The 16,538-nt window shown below is 73.7% G+C and carries 9 protein-coding genes; 4 read left to right on the forward strand and 5 right to left on the reverse strand.

Going from position 1 to position 16,538, the window contains the following annotated elements; translation table 11 throughout:
* The first annotated feature begins 560 nt into the window (after positions 1-560).
* The 3 genes from WME76_RS45025 (at position 561) to WME76_RS45035 (ending at position 3,946) form a co-directional block, all read left to right on the forward strand.
* Positions 561-1,829, forward strand: coding sequence for a M28 family peptidase (locus WME76_RS45025; protein WP_437962379.1), 1,269 nt, complete (start codon positions 561-563; stop codon positions 1,827-1,829).
* A gap of 160 nt (positions 1,830-1,989) precedes the next feature.
* Positions 1,990-2,958, forward strand: coding sequence for a TIGR03885 family FMN-dependent LLM class oxidoreductase (locus WME76_RS45030; RefSeq protein ID WP_437962380.1), 969 nt, complete (start codon positions 1,990-1,992; stop codon positions 2,956-2,958).
* A 145-nt stretch (positions 2,959-3,103) separates the two neighbouring features.
* Complete coding sequence (locus tag WME76_RS45035) at positions 3,104-3,946, forward strand: alpha/beta fold hydrolase (RefSeq protein WP_437962381.1); 843 nt, start codon at positions 3,104-3,106, stop codon at positions 3,944-3,946.
* Between the two features lie 241 nt (positions 3,947-4,187).
* On the opposite strand, the gene speB is transcribed toward WME76_RS45035, so the two are convergent.
* From speB to WME76_RS45060, 5 genes are all read right to left on the reverse strand, one after another.
* Positions 4,188-5,165, reverse strand: a complete 978-nt coding sequence (speB, locus tag WME76_RS45040) for an agmatinase (RefSeq protein WP_437962382.1) — start codon at positions 5,163-5,165, stop codon at positions 4,188-4,190.
* A 17-nt stretch (positions 5,166-5,182) separates the two neighbouring features.
* On the reverse strand, positions 5,183-7,303 hold the full coding sequence (locus tag WME76_RS45045; RefSeq protein ID WP_437962383.1) for a substrate-binding domain-containing protein: 2,121 nt from the start codon (positions 7,301-7,303) through the stop codon (positions 5,183-5,185).
* Entirely contained in the window at positions 7,300-9,423 is a 2,124-nt protein-coding gene (locus WME76_RS45050; protein ID WP_437962384.1) for a substrate-binding domain-containing protein, read from the reverse strand. The genes WME76_RS45045 and WME76_RS45050 overlap by 4 nt, the downstream gene beginning before the upstream one ends.
* Positions 9,424-9,629: 206 nt before the next feature.
* Entirely contained in the window at positions 9,630-10,463 is an 834-nt protein-coding gene (locus WME76_RS45055; protein WP_437962385.1) for a hypothetical protein, read from the reverse strand.
* 101 nt (positions 10,464-10,564) lie between these two features.
* On the reverse strand, positions 10,565-11,257 hold the full coding sequence (locus WME76_RS45060) for a hypothetical protein (protein WP_437963021.1): 693 nt from the start codon (positions 11,255-11,257) through the stop codon (positions 10,565-10,567).
* Positions 11,258-11,386: 129 nt separating this feature from the next.
* On the opposite strand from WME76_RS45060, the gene WME76_RS45065 reads away from it, so the two are divergent.
* A complete protein-coding gene (locus tag WME76_RS45065) occupies positions 11,387-16,333 on the forward strand; it encodes a sigma 54-interacting transcriptional regulator (RefSeq protein ID WP_437962386.1) in 4,947 nt (1,648 codons plus the stop codon).
* The last annotated feature ends 205 nt before the right edge of the window (positions 16,334-16,538 follow it).

The raw sequence follows: 16,538 nt of genomic DNA on the forward strand, positions 1-16,538 counted from the left end.
CGCAAAGGCGCAAAGACGCCAAGGCGCAAAACAAAAAAAAACAAGAAGAATACATACCCTTTGCGCCTTTGCGCCTTTGCGTTAAATCTCTGCTCTCGCGAGGCAGATCCCTGGCAGGACTTCTACCCCGCGGCACTAGCTAGACCTTCGTTCGGCTGAAGAGAAGAGAGATAAACCGCAGAGAGACACAGAGGGCACAGAGGAGAGATAGAGAGAGAGATTCAAATATTTCTCCCCCTGTGCCCTCTGTGCCCTCTGTGGTTCAATATCTCTGTTCTCTCGAACCACTCGGCGCTACGGCCAGTTGATCGCGCCGTCCACGCGAACAGGACGAGCGGTCTCTTCCCAGGCCATCTCCGGCCCGACGAGCTGGGCCATGACTGGCAGCGACAACATTCAACTCTGTGTTCTTCCATCCATCCGATGGCGTGAGAGGCGCCGGCCTCATCGCGAGATAGTTCTTGGATCCTCGAGGTGAGATCCGTAGGGTGGCGCCAAAAGGGGAATACAACATGGCGATACGCGGTAATCGCTCCTGGGCCACGGCCGCGGGAACTGCGATGTTTGCGCTGCTCTCGGCCTCGTGCGCCGACGGAGATCCGACGGCGCCGGCAGCTCAGGAGATTCATGTCTCGCTGGTGGGCAAGGGCACCGTCACCACGTTCCTGAACCGCCTCGCCACGCCGCAAGGCCAGGTGGTCGTGACCCGCGCCGCCGTCGACGGCGCCCGGCAGAGCATCGCGCTGAAGGAAGAGCACGACGCCTCGCTGCACCTCGTCGAGGGACCGCTGCCCGACGCGGCGCTCCCGGGAGAGAGAGCGCGCCTCGGCGGGTTCGCCGTCGTCGCCGTGCCGACAGGCCGAGAACCGCACGACTGGCTCGGTTCGGACCTCCCTTACGCGGAGCCGATCGCAGAGCACGAGACGGTCGTCTCGAGCGCGCTGCGAGCGAAGCGCGCCGCGGGTCCGGAAGGGCAGCGCACGGCGTTCGAGGGAGAGACGCCGGACATCACCATCGACGCCGCCTTCCTCGAGGCGCGGCTCAAGGAGCTCTCGGGCGCCACCCCCGTCAACCTCGGGGGGCGGTCGGTCGTCATCCGCGAGCGCGGGTCCGAGAACGGGCGCTCGCTGACCCGCACCTGGCTGCGACAGCAGTACCAGGCGCTGGGGTTCAACGTCCAGGAACACACCTATCGCAGCGGATGGAGCCAGGGCGTCAACGTGACCGCCGACAGGGCCGGCGCCGACCCGTCACGCATCCTCATCCTCTCGGCCCACTACGACTCGGTGAGCAACGCCGGGGCCGACGACGACGCCTCCGGCATCGTGTCGTCGCTCGCCATCGCCCGCGCGCTCAAGGACACGCCCCTGAACATCGGGCTCCGCATCGTCGCCTTCGACCAGGAAGAGGACGGGCTCCTCGGCTCGAACGCCTATGCCCGCAAGCTCGACGGCAGCGGGGAGCTCGCGCGGGTCGTCGGCGTCCTCGACCTCGAGATGACAGCCTACGACTCGAACAACGACGGGCGCTATCACATCATCCACTGCGACGAGAACACCTCGGCCGATCTCGGCGCCTCGGTGGAGGCCGCGGCGACACGCGCGGAGCTCGACCTCGTGCGGGTCGAGGCCTGCACGAACCGCAGCGATCACGCGGCGTTCTGGCGCTACGGGGCGCCGGCAGTCGCCGTGTCGCAGGACTTCTTCGGCGGCGACGGCAACCCCTGCTACCACGCGCGCTGCGACACCGTAGATCGCCTGAACTGGGACTACATGCGCCGCCTGACCCAGGCCGTCGGGCTCGCCGCGGCCAGCATCCTGACCAGGTGACGAGAGGCCGCCGCTCGGCAGACGAGCGGCGGCTGCGCTCCGCAAGGCCCTCCCTGGCGCGGCGATTGCTCCGTCGCGCGGGCGCGCTGACGCGCTGGCACGCTGACACGCCGAGGTAGTCGGCCGGAGCCCGGCGCGCCACGAGGAGCCTGACGGACCCATGCGGAAGCTCTCGATCGGCTACCACGCGTCTCACGAACAGCTCGCCCCCTCGGCCTTGCTCCGGCACGTGCGCCACGCCGAACAGGCCGGGTTCACGGCGGCGATGTGCTCGGACCACTTCCACCCCTGGAGCGAGCAGCAGGGCGAGAGCGGCTTCACCTGGTCGTGGCTGGGCTCGGCGCTCCAGGCCACGTCGCTGTCGTTCGGAACGGTCTGCGCGCCCGGATACCGCTACCACCCGGCGGTGATCGCCCAGGCGGCCGCCACGCTGGCCGAGATGTACCCGGGGCGCTTCTGGCTCTCGATCGGGAGCGGGGAAGCGCTGAACGAGCACATCACGGGGGAGAAATGGCCCGATCACGCCGAGCGGACCGCGCGGCTGGAGGAGTGCGCCGAGGTGATCCGGGCGCTGTGGCGCGGCGAGACCGTGACGCACCGGGGCCGCGTCGTGGTGGAGGGCGCGAAGCTCTACACGCGCCCGGCAAAGCCGCCGCTCCTGCTCGGCGCGGCCATCTCGCCGGCCACCGCGGAGCGGGTCGGGCGCTGGGCCGACGGGCTGATCACGGTGTCGCAGGGCCGGGAGCAGCTCTGCGAGGTGGTGCGCCGCTTCAGGGAAGGCGGCGGCGAGGGCAAGCCGATGGTGCTCCAGGCGAAGATCGCCTACGACGCCGACGAGGGCGCCGCGCTCCGTGATGCGCACGCGCAATGGCGGACGAACGTGCTGCCGCCGCGGCTCCTCGCGAGCCTGGTGATGCCCGAGCACTTCGACGCGGCCGCGTCCTTCGTGCGGCCCGAGGACGTGGCCGCGCAGGTGCGCGTCTCGGCGGACGTCGAGCGGCACGCGGCCTGGCTGCGCGAGGACGCCGAGCTCGGCTTCGACACGATCCACGTTCACAACGTGACCCTGAACCAGCGAGCCTTCATCGAGGTCTTCGGCGAGCGCGTCCTGCCGGCGCTCGCCAGGTGACATGGCGGCGAGGCGAGCCCGACAACAGCGGTGGATGCCGCCACCGCCGCCGGAGCGGCGCGCGGCGATCTGCCACACATGGTGCTTTCTGCCGGCCATGGGAGGTCTGGCGCGGCGCCGCGGTCTGTGATTTCACTCGATCACGATGAGAGTACAGACAGGCGACGTGCGGCTGTTCTTCGATGTGGAAGGGGCGAAGCTCGTCCCCGAGGGGCCCGCGATGCGGGAGCGACCCACCTTGATCCTGCTGCACGGCGGGCCGGGCAGCGATCATACCGAGTTCGTGCCGTTCGGCGCCGCGCTCGCCGACGTGGCGCAGGTGGTCTATCTGGATCACCGCGGCTGCGGGCGCAGCGATCGCAGCGGGCCCGAGCGGTGGAACCTCGAGACGTGGGCGGACGACGTGCGGGCGTTCTGCGAGGCGCTCGAGATCCAGCGGCCCGTGGTGCTCGGAAACTCGTTCGGAGGCATGGTGGCGCAGGCGTACGCGGCGCGATACCCGGATCACCCGGGGAAGCTCATCCTGACGAGCACGACGGCGAAGCTCCGCCTCGATCGCATGCTGGCCGTCTTCGAGCGGCTCGGGGGCGCCGAGGCGGCCGACGTCGCGCGCCGGTTCTACGCGGATCCGACACCCAATTTCAGCGACTACATCCGTGTCTGCCTCCCGCTCTACCGCCAGTCGCCGCCGGACGAAGGCTCGTTCGCCCGCGCGGTGCTCCACCTCGACGTGGGCGCCTATTTCGTCGCGGGTGAGATGCAGACCTACGACCTGCGCGCGGACCTCGCGCGCGTCCGGTGCCCCACCCTCGTGCTGTCCGGCGATCTCGACCCGTTCGCGACGACGGCAGACGCGCGCGATCTCGTGGCCGCGTTGCCCCGGGAGCTCGTCCAGGCACGGAGCTTCCCCCGCGCCGGACACGCGGTGCTCGCCGACGCGCGCGACGAGGCGCTCGCGGCGATCCGGGAGTTCCTGAGCGCGCCCTGAGCGACGGACGACGGAGCCGCGGGCGCGTCCTGTCCGCGCGGGGCGGGGCCGCCCGCGGCCGTGACAGGACAAAAAAAGAGCGCCCATTCGACGGCGGGGGGGGAAGCCGTCACGGGCGCTCTGGTCTACAGACTTAGCAGGATGCGGGCCAGGGTCATCCTTCAGGCTTTCCCTGGGTTTTCCCTGAGGCAAACGCCCGACGTCTTTCATTCATGAGATCGGCGCTTGCAACCATGGTAGCTCAGCCGCCCTGAAGGCAGGGCGATGCCCCCGGCCGGCGCGCGTACAGGATGAGGTGCTCGTAGGCGATGGTCGCGGCGGCCAGCGCCGTGATGCCCGCATGGTCGTAGGCCGGCGCGACCTCGACGACATCCATGCCGACCACGTCGACGCCCCCGAGCCCGCGCAGGATCTCGATCGCCGTCGCGGTGCTGATCCCGCCGCAGACGGGGGTGCCCGTGCCCGGCGCGAAGCTGGGATCGAGGCAGTCCACGTCGAACGTCACGTACACCTTGCGCCCCGCGACGACCTCCCGGACGCGCTGGATCAAGGCCGCGGCGCCGTTCCGGTGAATCCAGGGGGCGTCGAGGATCTGGAAGCCGCGCGTGTCCGGGTTGTGCGTGCGAATCCCGATCTGCACCGAACGGGCCGGATCGACGAGGCCCTCCCGGGCGGCGTGGAAGAACATCGTGCCGTGATCGATCCTCCCCGCGTCGTCGTCGGCGCCCCACGTGTCCGAGTGGGCGTCGAAGTGGATCAGCGAGAGCGTGCCGTGCTGCCTGTGCAGCGCCCGCAGCACGGGCAACGTGATGAAATGGTCGCCGCCGATCGACAGCGGCGCGGCCCCGCCGCGGAGGATCCCGGCGATGTGCGCCTCGATCGCGGCGGGGACGTCCATGGGCCGGGCGTAGTCCCACGCGCAGTCGCCGTAATCGACGACCGCCAGCCGCTCGAGCGGGTCGAGCTCGCAGCCGTACGGGCGATCCCACGCGAGCAGGGCAGACGCCTCGCGCACGGCGCGGGGGCCGAAGCGCGCGCCGGGGCGGTGGCACGTCGCCGTGTCGAGCGGCAGCCCCGTGACCGCGACGTCGACGCCCGTCAGATCGCGCGAGTACTTCCGGCGCAGGAACGAGAGGGCGCCCGCGTACATCGGCTCGAACGAGGCGCCGGTGAGGGACTGGGCCGTGAACGCATTGTCGCCGCGGGTGAGAATCGCCATGTTGCCTCGCTCGCCTGTCAGCCCGCACGCCGCGTGAGCTGGTGTATCGCGGCGGCGAGCGACTGGAAGATGGGTATCCCTCGCAGCTCGATCCCGAGCTCGACCATGCTCTGCGCCATCCTGGGCCCCACCCCGACAAGGCTCACCCGCGCCCCGAGCAGCCGGGTCGCCTGCGCCGTCTGCACCAGCGCCGCCGCCGTCTCCGCGTCGACAAGCGGCACGCCCGTCACGTCGAGCAGCACCCACCGGGCGCCCTCCCGCGCCACGCCCGACAGCACCGCTTCCATGATCTGCCGCGCCCTCGCCCCGTCGATCGCGCCGATCAGCGAGATCAGCAGCACCCCCGGGAGCAGCGGTATCACCGGACAGCCGAGCTCCCGCACCGTGCTCGACAGCGCGCGCTCGCGGTCGTACGCGGCGGCCAGCATGTCGCGCTCCGCGTGCAGCGCGGCCTCCATGTCGTGGCGCTCGAACGCCGCGACAAGGAGCGACACCCACATGGCCACCGGCTGGAGGTTGTCCGCGAAGCTCTCGACGTGCAGCCCGCCGAGCACCAGCGCCCCCCAGTCGCGCCGCCCGTTCATGAGCGGGACCATCACGAGATAGCCGCTCGGCTCGTCCGGCGAGGCGGCCGCGAGCAGCTCGGGCGGCGGAAAGAGGCGAGCCCGGTACCGGCTCCCCACGAGCGCGGCCACGCCGGGATCGCTTGTATGCACGCTGTCGATGATGAGCTCGGGCTCGTGGGGATCCCGATCGTTCGCCCAGAGCGCGAGGCAACCGACGCGCACGGCGGTGTGCCGCAGCCACAGGAGGCGCTCGTCGAACCACGCCTGCCCGGGTGAGAGGAGCCTGCTGATGTCCATGTTGGCGCGGACCAGCCGCTCGAGGCTCCTCACGCCGCGCCGCTCGGACGCCGCGAGCGCCCGCTGCTGCGCGAGCCGCGCGCGGTGGAGGAACGTCTTCACCCGGCGCGCGACGTCCGGCGCCCGCGCGCCGGCGAGCTGCCGCGCGGCGGCCTCCTCGACCTGGCCCACCACGGCGAGGAGGACCTCGATCCGGTCGCTGTACGCGACGGCGGCGGCGAAGGCGCGCTCGAGCTCGATGACCTCCGGCATCTCCGCCCCGGCGAGCGCCGCGCCGAGTCCCCGCGCGATCACCTCGGCCTCGGGCCAGACGGGGGGCCGCTCGCCGGGCTGCAGGTGCGTCGGCCCCTCGAGCACGGCGTTCATCCGCCCGAGCAGGTCGCGCTGCCACTCGCCCGGGTCCGCGCCGGCCCCCTGCGCGGGCAGCAGGGCCTCCCACGCAGGGCTGCCGCACGACCGCCGCACCACCAGCTCGGCGGGGACGCGGGTCACGAGCTGCTCCGGGGCGCGGCCCTCGATGAGCTCGATGATCCGCTCGACGGCCACGCGCCCGAGCAGCTCGGGGCCCTGCCGCATCGTGGTGAGCGGCGGATCGCAGTGCTGGGCGGCGCTGATGTCGTCGAACCCCACCACCGCGATGTCCTCGGGCACGCGGTAGCCGCACGCCCGGATCGCGTGGATGGCGCCGATCGCCATCTCGTCGTTGCCGGCCACGATCGCGTCGCAGAGCTTGCCGTAGCGCTCGAGCAGCTCCTTGAGGCGCCGCTCGGTGTACACGATCGTGCACTCGTGGAAGCTGGAGAGCAGGTTGAGATCGGCCTCGAGCCCGCGCGCGCTCAGCGCCTCGTCGAACGCCGCGCCCCGCTCGATGAAATCGTCCGACGTCGCCTTGCCGATATAAGCGATCCGGCGGCGGCCGAGGCCGATGAGGTGATCGATGAGGCGGAGGGTCGAGTCGTGGTTCTCCGCGCGCACGACCGGGCAGCGCGCGCCCATCGCGGGCGCGCAGAAGATCACGGCCGGCGTCCCGTCGGAGATCAGCTCCTCCAGGCCGTCGATGGTGTACATCGCGATCCAGCCCGCGACCCGGCGGAGCGCCGCCCCGCGCTCGACGATGGACCGAGGCGACCCGTAGCTCAGGAGGAGCTGGTAGCCGCGCTCGCGCGCGGCGCGGTGCATGCCGGCGAACGCCATCGCATTGAAGGAGTTGTCGAGGAACACCGAGGCGACCCCGATCACCTTCGACGTGCGCTGGTCGACAGGCGTCGCCGTCATCCCGGTCGTCTCCTCGTGAGGTGGCTTATCGCGGCGGCGAGCGACTGGAAGATGGATATCCCTCGCAGCTCGATCCCGAGCTCGACCATGCTCTGCGCCATCCTGGGCCCCATGCCGACCAGGCTCACGCGCGCCCCGAGCAGCCGGGTCGCCTGCGCCGTCTGCACCAGCGCCGCCGCCGTCTCCGCGTCGACAAGCGGCACGCCCGTCACGTCGAGCAGCACCCACCGGGCGCCCTCCCGCGCCACGCCCGACAGCACCGCTTCCATGATCTGCCGCGCCCTCGCCCCGTCGATCGCGCCGATCAGCGAGATCAGCAGCACCCCCGGGAGCAGCGGTATCACCGGACAGCCGAGCTCCCGCACCGTGCTCGACAGCGCGCGCTCGCGGTCGTACGCGGCGGCCAGCATGTCGCGCTCCGCGTGCAGCACGGCCTCCATGGCGTGGTGCTCGAACGCCGCGGCCATGAGCGAAATCCACATGGCCATCGGCTGGAGGTTGTCCGCGAAGCTCTCGGTGTACAGCCCTCCCAGCGCCAGCGTCCCCCAGTCGCGCTGCGCGCTCGCGATCGGGATCACCACGATATGGCCGCCCGCCTCTTCCGGCGAGGCGGCCTCGAACAGCTCGGGCGGCGGGAAGAGGCCGGTCCGGTACCGGCGCCCCGCGAGCGCGGCCGCGTCGGGATCGCTTGTATGCACGCTGTCGATGATGAGCTCGGGCCCGCCCGGGCCCTGACCGTCCGCCCAGAGCGCCAGGCAACCGACGCGCACCGCGGTGTGCCGCAGCCAGCCCAGGCGATCGTCGGTCCACGTCTCCTTCGAGGCGAGGAGCCCGGCCATGGCCATGTTGGCGCGGACCAGCCGCTCGAGGCTCCTCGCGCCGCGCCGCTCGGACGCCGCGAGCGCCCGCTGCTGCGCGAGCCGCGCGCGGTGGAGGAACGTCTCCACCCGGCGCTCGGCGTCCGGCGCCGGCGCGCCGGCGAGCCGTTCGGCGGCGGACTCCTCGATGTGGCCCACCACGGCGAGGAGGACCTCGATCCGGTCGCTGTGCTCGACCGCGCTGTCGAAGGCGCGCTCGAGCTCGGTCACCTCCGGCAGCTCCGCCCCGGCGAGCGCCGCGCCGAGCCCCCGCGCGATCACCTCGGCCTCGGGCCAGACGAGGGGCCCGTCGTCCGGCGAGAGCGCTGCCCCCCCGAGCACGGCGTCGAGCCGCCGGGACAGGTCGCGCTGCCAGTCGCCGCCCGGCGCGTCGAGCTCCTCCGGCGCGAGCAGCCCGGCGTCCCACGCGGCGCTGCCGCACGAGCGCCGCACCACGAGCTCGGCGGGGACGCGGATCACGGGGTGCGGAGGCGGGAGGCCGTCGAGCAGATCGGCGAGGACATCGACGGCCATGCGCCCGAGCAGCTCGGGGCTCTGCCGCACCGTGGTGAGCGGCGGATCGCAGTGCTGCGCGAGGCTGATGTCGTCGAACCCCACGACCGCGATGTCCTCGGGCACGCGGTAGCCGCGCGCCTGGATCGCGCGGATGGCGCCGATCGCCATCTCGTCGTTGCCCGCCACGAGCGCGTCGCAGAACTTGCCGTCGCGATCGAGCAGCTCCCCGAGGCGCCGCTCGGCGTACACGATCGTGCATTCATGGAAGCTGGAGAGCAGGTTGAGATCGGCCGCGAGCCCGTGCGCGCTCATCGCCTCATCGAACGCCGCGGCCCGCTCGACGAAGTCGCCCGACGTCAGCTTGCCGATGTACGCGATCCGGCGGTGGCCGAGGCCGACGAGGTGATCCACGAGCCGGCGGATCGAGTCGTGGTTCTCCGCGCGCACGACGGGGCAGCGCGGGTCGATCGCGGGCGCGCAGAAGAGCACGGCCGGCGTCCCGCCGGAGGTCAGCGCCTCCAGGCCGTCGGTGGAGTACATCGCGATCCAGCCGGCGACCAGGTGGAGCCCTGCCCCGCGCTCGGCGGCGGTCCGGGGCGGCCCGTAGTACACGAGCAGCTGATACCCGCGCGCCCGCGCGGCGCGGTGCATGCCGGCGAACACCGCGGCGTTGAAGGAGTTGTCACAGAAGAGCGACGCGACGCCGATCACATGCGAGGTGCGCTGTTCGACGTGCCTCGTCCTCATCCCGGTCGTGTCCTCACGCGCGCCCCCTCGGGCGAGCCTATCACCGGCCTCGACGGAGCGAGCAGAGAACTTTGATGGGAGCGGGCGGGCTCTCTCGGCGATCGCGCGCTCCGGCGCGGCGCGCCTCGGGTGCGCGCATGTGATTCCCCCTGTACGGGCGTGCGAGCGCGGCCGACGCGCGCCTCGGGCGGCCGTCCGCGTCGCGGTCAGGAGCCTTGACGCGCGTGCCCCGGGGGGAGCTCTGCATCGAGGCAGCCGCAGCCACACTCGTTGGTGAAGGCCGTCTGCCCCTCGTCGCAGCTGAACAGCATGACGGCGCACCGGCCCGGATCGTCGGACACGTAATGCACGCTCGGATCGCTCGGATCCGGACACGCCAGCTTCTCGGGGCCGACGCAGCCGCAGCCGCACTCGTTGACGAACTGCGTCTGGCTCTCCGCGCAGATGAAGTCGATGAGGTGGCACTCCTCGATATCGTGGGAGACATAGCGCACGTCCGGATCGCTCGGGTCCGGGCAGGCCGGCGCCTCGGGGCCGATGCAGCCGCAGCCGCACTCGCCGCCGAACAGCGTCTGCGGCGGGGAGCACGCGAAATCGAGGAGCTCGCACTCCCGCGGATCGTGCGACACGTAATGGACCTCCGGGTCGGCCGGGTCGGGGCAGGCCGGCCCCACGGGGCCGATGCAGCCGCAGCCGCACTCGTTGACGAACTGCGTCTGGCTCTCCGCGCAGATGAAATCGATGAGGTGGCACTCCTCGATGTCGTGGGAGACATAGCGCACGTCCGGATCGCTCGGGTCCGGGCAGGCCGGCGCCTCGGGGCCGATACAGCCGCAGCCGCACTCGTCGGAGAACAGCGTCTGCGGTGGGGAGCAGTCGAAGTCGATGAGGGCGCACTCCTCCGGATCGTGAGAGACATAGCGGACCTCCGGATCGCGTGGATCCGGGCAGTCCCCACCGCTCACCTGGGGGTCGCACCCGAGCGGTCCGAGGATCGCGGACACCGAAAGGAACCACAAGGTATGTGATCGCATGTTCATCTCCATGTTCTTGTCGCAAGAGGGCTGGTTCGTGGGAACGCGCCTCCCGCTGGAGGCCCGTAAGGGGCCTTCAGGAAGGGGCCTGTAAGCTGTTCGTCGGCTCAGGGCACCCCACGCCCGAAGAGCGTTATCGCGCGCCGGGTGGTCGCGGGAGAGGAGGCCTCGATGAGCAGCACCTCCTCGCGCAGGCCGGACGCGCTCGGCCGGAACTCCACGCTGACGTCGAGCGGCTCCCCGGGCGCGAGGACCACGGGCGCCGCCCCTCCCTGCACGGCGAGATCGGCGGACGGCGCGCGGAGCGCGATCGCGTCGATCGCGAGCGGCTCCGCGCAGTCGTGCTCGAGGCGGACGACGCCGATCGACACCTCGCCGACCGCCGTGTCGGGCAGCTCGAGCTCCGGCGCGACGTCGAAGCAGTCGGAGAGCGGGCGCGGCGCGCGCTTGAGGACGCCCTGCGCGACGACGAGATCCGCCGGCGCGGAGCGCTGCTCGCCGCGCCGCGCCTGGACGCGCACCTCGTCGCCCAGGGATGCCTCCAGCCTGAGGGCGAAGCTCCCGTCGGCGCCGACCTCGGCGATCGCGGGCGGCGCGGCCTTGTCGAGGCTCACCGCCCAGACCTCGTCGGCGTTGCTCGCGCTGCCGGGCCCGCCGGCGAGATCGACGGTCCACGCGTCGCACACCCTGCAGATGTCGGCGATCACGTCGCCGAGCTCGGGCGCGGCGGGCGGCTCCGGGATCGGGTTCACCCCGCACCCGGCCACGCACGCCACCAGAAGAACCGCGAGCCAGCGCATCACGCCGCCAGGCTGTTCAACAGCCGTGCCAGCGCGACAGCGCGGATTTCCGGAGGCTCCGGTCGATTTGTTTGTACCGTTCTGTTCCACTCTGCACCGATGGTACAGCCCGGCATTGCGCCAGGGGCCGTGATCGACGGCCGCTACGACGTCGTGCGCGCGCTCGGGCGCGGCGGGCTCGGCTCCGTCTTCGAGGCGCGCGATCGCCTCTTCGAGCGCGACGTCGCGCTGAAGGCGCTGCGCTTCGACTGCTTCGACGTCGCGCGCGCGGTCGAGGCGTTCCGGCGCGAGTTCTCGCTGCTCTCGGGGTGCGCTCACCCGCGCCTGCCGCGCGCGTACGACTTCGCCCGGACGACGTGCGGCGGCGCGCCGCTCACGTACACCACGGCGGAGCTCATCCGGGGCCGGACGCTCGCGGAGCACGCCCGGGGGCGCGCCTTCCGCGCGGCCCTGCCCGTCCTGCTCGACGCGCTCGACGCGCTCGGCTGGCTCCACGGCGCGGGCATCGTCCACGGCGACTTCAAGCCCGACAACGTGCTCGTGCGGGACGACGGCGCCGGCGTGCTCATCGACCTCAGCGCGGCGCGCCGGATGCGCGCGGCGGCGGGGGACCTCGCGGGCACGGCGCGGTTCCTCGCGCCCGAGCTCCTCCAGGGCGCCCCGCCGAGCGCGCGCTCCGACCTCTTCGCGGTGGGGCGCACGCTCGAGGACCTGTTCCCGCTCCTCTCCGGGGCGCCCCCCGCCGCCGCGCGCCGGCTCGCGGAGCGGCTCACCGCGGCGGATCCGGCCAGCCGGCCCTCCGGCGTCGAGGAGGTCCTCGAGACCCTCTCCGCCGGCGGGCTGCCGCGGCGCGCGCCCGCGGTCGTCAGCGAGCCGGGCGAGATCGTGGGGCGGGAGCGCGAGGTCGAGGCGTTCGGCGCGGCGCTCGAGGCGCTGCTCCGGGGCGAGCGCGGGCCGCGCGCCGTGGTGGTCACGGGCGAGGAGGGCGCCGGCAAGTCGCGGCTGTTCCGCGAGCTCAAGTGGCGCGCCCAGCTCTGCGCGGAGGTGGTCGAGGGCGCGCCGCGCGGCGAGGACCCGCTGCGCGCGCTCCTGCTGCGCGCGCTCGGGCGCGCCTCGCTCCCGGCCGGCGTCGACGCGCTGCTCGGCGCCCGCGCCGAGCTCGCGCGGGCCGGGTCGGTCGACGCGCCGCCCCCTCCGCGCGCGCCGCCCCCTCCGGCGCCCTCACGCCGCCCGCGCGTGCTCGCGATCGACGACGCCGACCGGCTCGGCGCGCACGACAGGGCGCTGCTCGAGGCGCTCGTGCGGGCCACCGAGCCGACCGACGCCCTCCTCTGGCTCATCGCCTCCGCCGATCCGCTCGACCGGCTCGACGTGCGCCCGGGCGCGGCGGTCGAGCTCCCGCTGGGCCCGCTGGACGAGGCCGCGGTGCGGGTCTGGACGGCGCCGCTGGCCACGGCGGCGCGCGTGGCCGACCTCCTGCGCGCGAGCGGCGGCCGCCCGCGGGCGCTCAAGGAGCTCTGCGCCGCGCTCGCGCAGCGCCGGCTGAGCGAGGCGGAGCTCGACGGGTTCGTGCACACGACGGGCACGCCGGAGCTCTGGCGCCGCCGCGTGGCCGCGCTCCCGCGCGACGAGGCGCGCGCCCTCGCGGCGCTCGCCGTCGCGGACCGGCTCGGGCCCGACGCCGCCGCGGCCCTCGGCGTGGGGCGCGCGGCGCTCGACGCGCTCGAGGCCGCGGGGCTCGCGCGCCTCGACGGCGACGGCTTCCGCCTGGGCCAGCCCGGGCAGGCGAGGGCGCTCTTGCCCCTCCTCGACGCGGAGGTGGTGCGCGGGGTCGCGCGGGCGCAGGCAGCGCACCTCGGCGGCGCCGGCGAGGGGGCGGCCGCCCCGGCGCTCCGCAGCCAGCGCGCCGCGGACCGGGCGCGGGCGCTCGCCCTGGCGGGCGACCACGAGGCGGCGCGGCGGGCGCTGCTCGCGTCCGAGCCGATGTTCGAGTGGGCGCCGCGCTCCTGGGTGCGCGCCGCGGACGCCGCCTGCGCGGCCATGCCGGCGGCGCGGACGCTCGTGGCCGCCGCGTCGGCGGTCGAGGCCGCCGGCGACCCGCGGCGCGCGCTGTCGCTGCTCGCGCGGGCGAGGCGGAGCGGGCCGCCGCCCGACGCCGGCGCGGAGCTCTCGTACCGGGCGGCGCGCTGCTACGAGAAGCTCGGCAAGGTCGGGCGGGCGCTCCGGCAGCTCGAGCGCGCGCGCGCGCTCGAGCTGCCGGAGCGCGGGGCCGTCGACGCGCGGCTCGCGAGCCTGTCCGCGCGCTGCCTCCTGCGCCTCGGCCGCTACGACGACGCGCGGCGCGAGGCCGAGGGCGCGCTCGCGCTCGCGGAGGCCGCGGCCGCGCCGCCGGCCGGCGAGGCCGCCGCGGAGCTCGCCGAGACGCTGGGCCTCGCGCTCGGGTACCTGAGCGACCAGGCCGGGGCGCTCCGCAGCCTGGCGCGCGCCGTCGCGCTGCGGCCGGCGTCGGGCTCGCCCCGCGCCCGCGCCCGCGCGCTGAGCTACCACGCGCTCCACGCCTACCGCGCCGGCGACACGGCCCTCGCGGCGCGCGGGTTCCAGGAGGCGCTCGACCTGGCCGAGGCGGAGGGCCTCGGCGACCTGCTCGCCACGGCCGCGCTCAACCTGGGCACGGCGCGGCACCAGCTCGGCGACTGGGGCGCGGCGCTGCGCTGCTACGAGCGCGGGCTGCGGGCGGCCATCGCCTTCGCCAAGGAGCGGACCGAGGCGACCCTGCGCTTCAACCTCGCCAAGCTCCACGCCGACATCGGCCTGCTCGAGCGGGCCGAGCTCGGCGTCGCCCGCCTGCTCTCGCCCGTCCCCGACCTGCGCGCGCCCGTCCCCGAGGAGATCGCCGCCGCGGCGCTCGGGCTCGCCGCGGAGATCGCCGCCGCGCGCGGCGCGCTCGGCGAGGCGGCGCGGCTGATCGAGCAGGCCCGCGCGGGCCACGCGGCGCGCGGATCGAAGCGCGAGGCGTGCGAGGCGGCGCTCCACGCCGCGGAGATCGCCCTCGCCGCGCGGGACGGCGCCGCGGCGGGCGCGCGGCTGGCCGAGGCCGCGGCGCTGCTCCGGGAGGCCGACGCGGCGGACCTCGCGCTGCGCCACGCGACCGCCGGCGCGGAGCTCGCGCTGGCCCTCGGCGACGCGGACGCGGCGCTCGCGGAGGTCCAGCGGGGCGCGGGCCTCGTGGCGCGGGTCTCGCAGCTCGAGCTCCACGCGCGGCACGAGGAGGTGTCCGCCGAGGTGCTCCGCCTCCGGTCGGCGGCGGCGCTGGCCGAGCGGCACCGCACGGCCGCGCTCGAGTGCTGGGAGCGCATCGGGAGCACGCTCCCCGCGGAGCTCGCCGAGGTCTTCTGGCGGCACCCCCGGCGGGCCGCGCTCCGCGGCGGGCCCGCGCGGGTGCCGACCGCGGGCAGCGCCCGCATGGAGCTCGTGCTGAGGCTCCTCGAGATCAACCGGCGCCTGAGCTCGACGCTCGACGCGGAGGAGGTGCTCCGCCTCGCCATGGACGCGGCGATCGAGCTGACCGGCGCCGAGCGGGGCTTCGTGATCCTCGCCTCGCCGGCGCCGGCGTCCTCGCCGCCGGACGGGCGGGCGAAGGTCAAGCTCGAGGTCGCTGTCGCGCGGAACCTCGATCGCGAGCGCGTGGGCAAGAGCCAGCTCAAGTTCAGCCACGGCATCGCGAAGCGGGTGGTCGAGCGCGGGGAGGCGGTGCTCACGGTCGACGCGCTGGCCGACGAGCGGTTCCACGGGAACGCGTCCGTGCACAGCCTGCGGCTCCGGTCGATCGTGTGCGTGCCGATCCGCGCGCACGGCGCGGTGCTCGGCGCCGTCTACCTCGACAACCGGTTCCAGCGCGGCAAGTTCGCGGAAGGAGACGCGGATCTGCTCGGCGCCTTCGCGGACCAGATCGCCGTCGCGCTGCACAACGGCCGGCTGATGGCCGAGCTCAGGGACCGCACGCGCGCCCTAGAGGAGGAGCAGCGCCGGGTCGCGGAGCTCATGCGCTCGCAGGCGGACGAGATCGAGCGGCTCTCGCACGAGCTCGAGCGGAGCCGCGCCGACGCCCGCCGCGATTTCCCGGAGATCGCGGGGAGGAGCGCCCCGATGCGCGCGGTGCTCGCGCTCTGCGAGCGCGTCGCGGAGAGCGACGTCACGGTCACGGTGACGGGCGAGAGCGGCACCGGCAAGGAGCTCGTCGCGCGCGCCCTCCACGCGGGCGGGCCCCGGCGGGAGGGGCCGTTCGTGGCGGTCAACTGCGCCGCGCTGCCCGAGGCGCTGCTCGAGTCCGAGCTCTTCGGCCACGTGAAGGGCGCGTTCACCGGCGCCGTCCGGGACCACGGCGGCCTGTTCCTGGCCGCGCGGGGCGGGACGCTCTTCCTCGACGAGCTCGGCGAGATGCCTGTCGCCCTGCAGGCGAAGCTGCTGCGCGCGCTCCAGGAGCGCTCGATCCGGCCGGTGGGGTCGGACCGGAGCATCCCGGTGCCCGACGTGCGGATCGTCTGCGCGACGAACCGCGACCTGCGGGAGGAGGTCGCGCGGGGGCGCTTCCGCGAGGATCTCTATTACCGGGTCAGCGTCATCGAGATCCGCCTGCCGCCGCTGCGCGATCGCCCGGACGACATCCCGGCGATCGCGCAGGCGATCGTCGAGAAGCTCGCGGCGCGCCACGGCCGCCCGGCCTTCCGGCTGTCCCGGGGCGCGCTCCGGCGGCTCACGTCGTACGGCTGGCCGGGCAACGTGCGGCAGCTCGAGAACGTGCTCGCGCGCGCGTGCGTGCTCGCGCCGGGCCCGGAGATCGGCCCGGCCGACATCCAGCTCCCGTCGGCGGCCCCGGCGCCGCGGGGCCGGTCGCGCGCCGAGTACCGGGACGCCGAGGAGGAGCGGATCCGCGCCGCGCTCGATCTCGCCCGCTGGAACGTGTGCGAGGTGTCGCGGAGCCTCGGGATCCCGAGGACGACGCTGTACCGCAAGCTCGCGCGCTACGGGCTGCTGCGCCGCGAAGGAGGCGAGGGGCGCGCGGGCCGGACCGGGTGAGCGTCGCGGGGCACAGGGCCTGCCGGTGTCCGGAGAGAGATTTCAACGCAAAGGCGCAAAGGCGCAAAGGCGCAAGTCAGATCGATGGATTGCGCCTCTGCGCCCATGCGCCATGCGCCATGCGCCTTTTCAATCGCTCTCCGGGTCCCTGGCGCGAGCTTCGAGCGCCTCTGGATCCGGGCGCCTGAAACGACAAACGGGTTGA

The sequence above is a fragment of the Sorangium sp. So ce119 genome, assembly GCF_051524405.1.
GTDB classification, from domain to species: domain Bacteria; phylum Myxococcota_A; class Polyangia; order Polyangiales; family Polyangiaceae; genus Sorangium; species Sorangium cellulosum_G.

Excerpts from the sequence above, each read along its gene's own strand:
- WME76_RS45055 (WP_437962385.1), bottom strand. The coding sequence starts at position 10,463 with ATGAACATGCGATCACATACCTTGTGGTTCCTTTCGGTGTCCGCGATC.
- WME76_RS45030 (WP_437962380.1), top strand. The coding sequence starts at position 1,990 with ATGCGGAAGCTCTCGATCGGCTACCACGCGTCTCACGAACAGCTCGCC.
- WME76_RS45025 (WP_437962379.1), top strand. The coding sequence starts at position 561 with ATGTTTGCGCTGCTCTCGGCCTCGTGCGCCGACGGAGATCCGACGGCG.
- WME76_RS45050 (WP_437962384.1), bottom strand. The coding sequence starts at position 9,423 with ATGAGGACGAGGCACGTCGAACAGCGCACCTCGCATGTGATCGGCGTC.
- WME76_RS45045 (WP_437962383.1), bottom strand. The coding sequence starts at position 7,303 with ATGACGGCGACGCCTGTCGACCAGCGCACGTCGAAGGTGATCGGGGTC.
- WME76_RS45060 (WP_437963021.1), bottom strand. The coding sequence starts at position 11,257 with ATGCGCTGGCTCGCGGTTCTTCTGGTGGCGTGCGTGGCCGGGTGCGGG.
- WME76_RS45035 (WP_437962381.1), top strand. The coding sequence starts at position 3,104 with ATGAGAGTACAGACAGGCGACGTGCGGCTGTTCTTCGATGTGGAAGGG.
- speB (WP_437962382.1), bottom strand. The coding sequence starts at position 5,165 with ATGGCGATTCTCACCCGCGGCGACAATGCGTTCACGGCCCAGTCCCTC.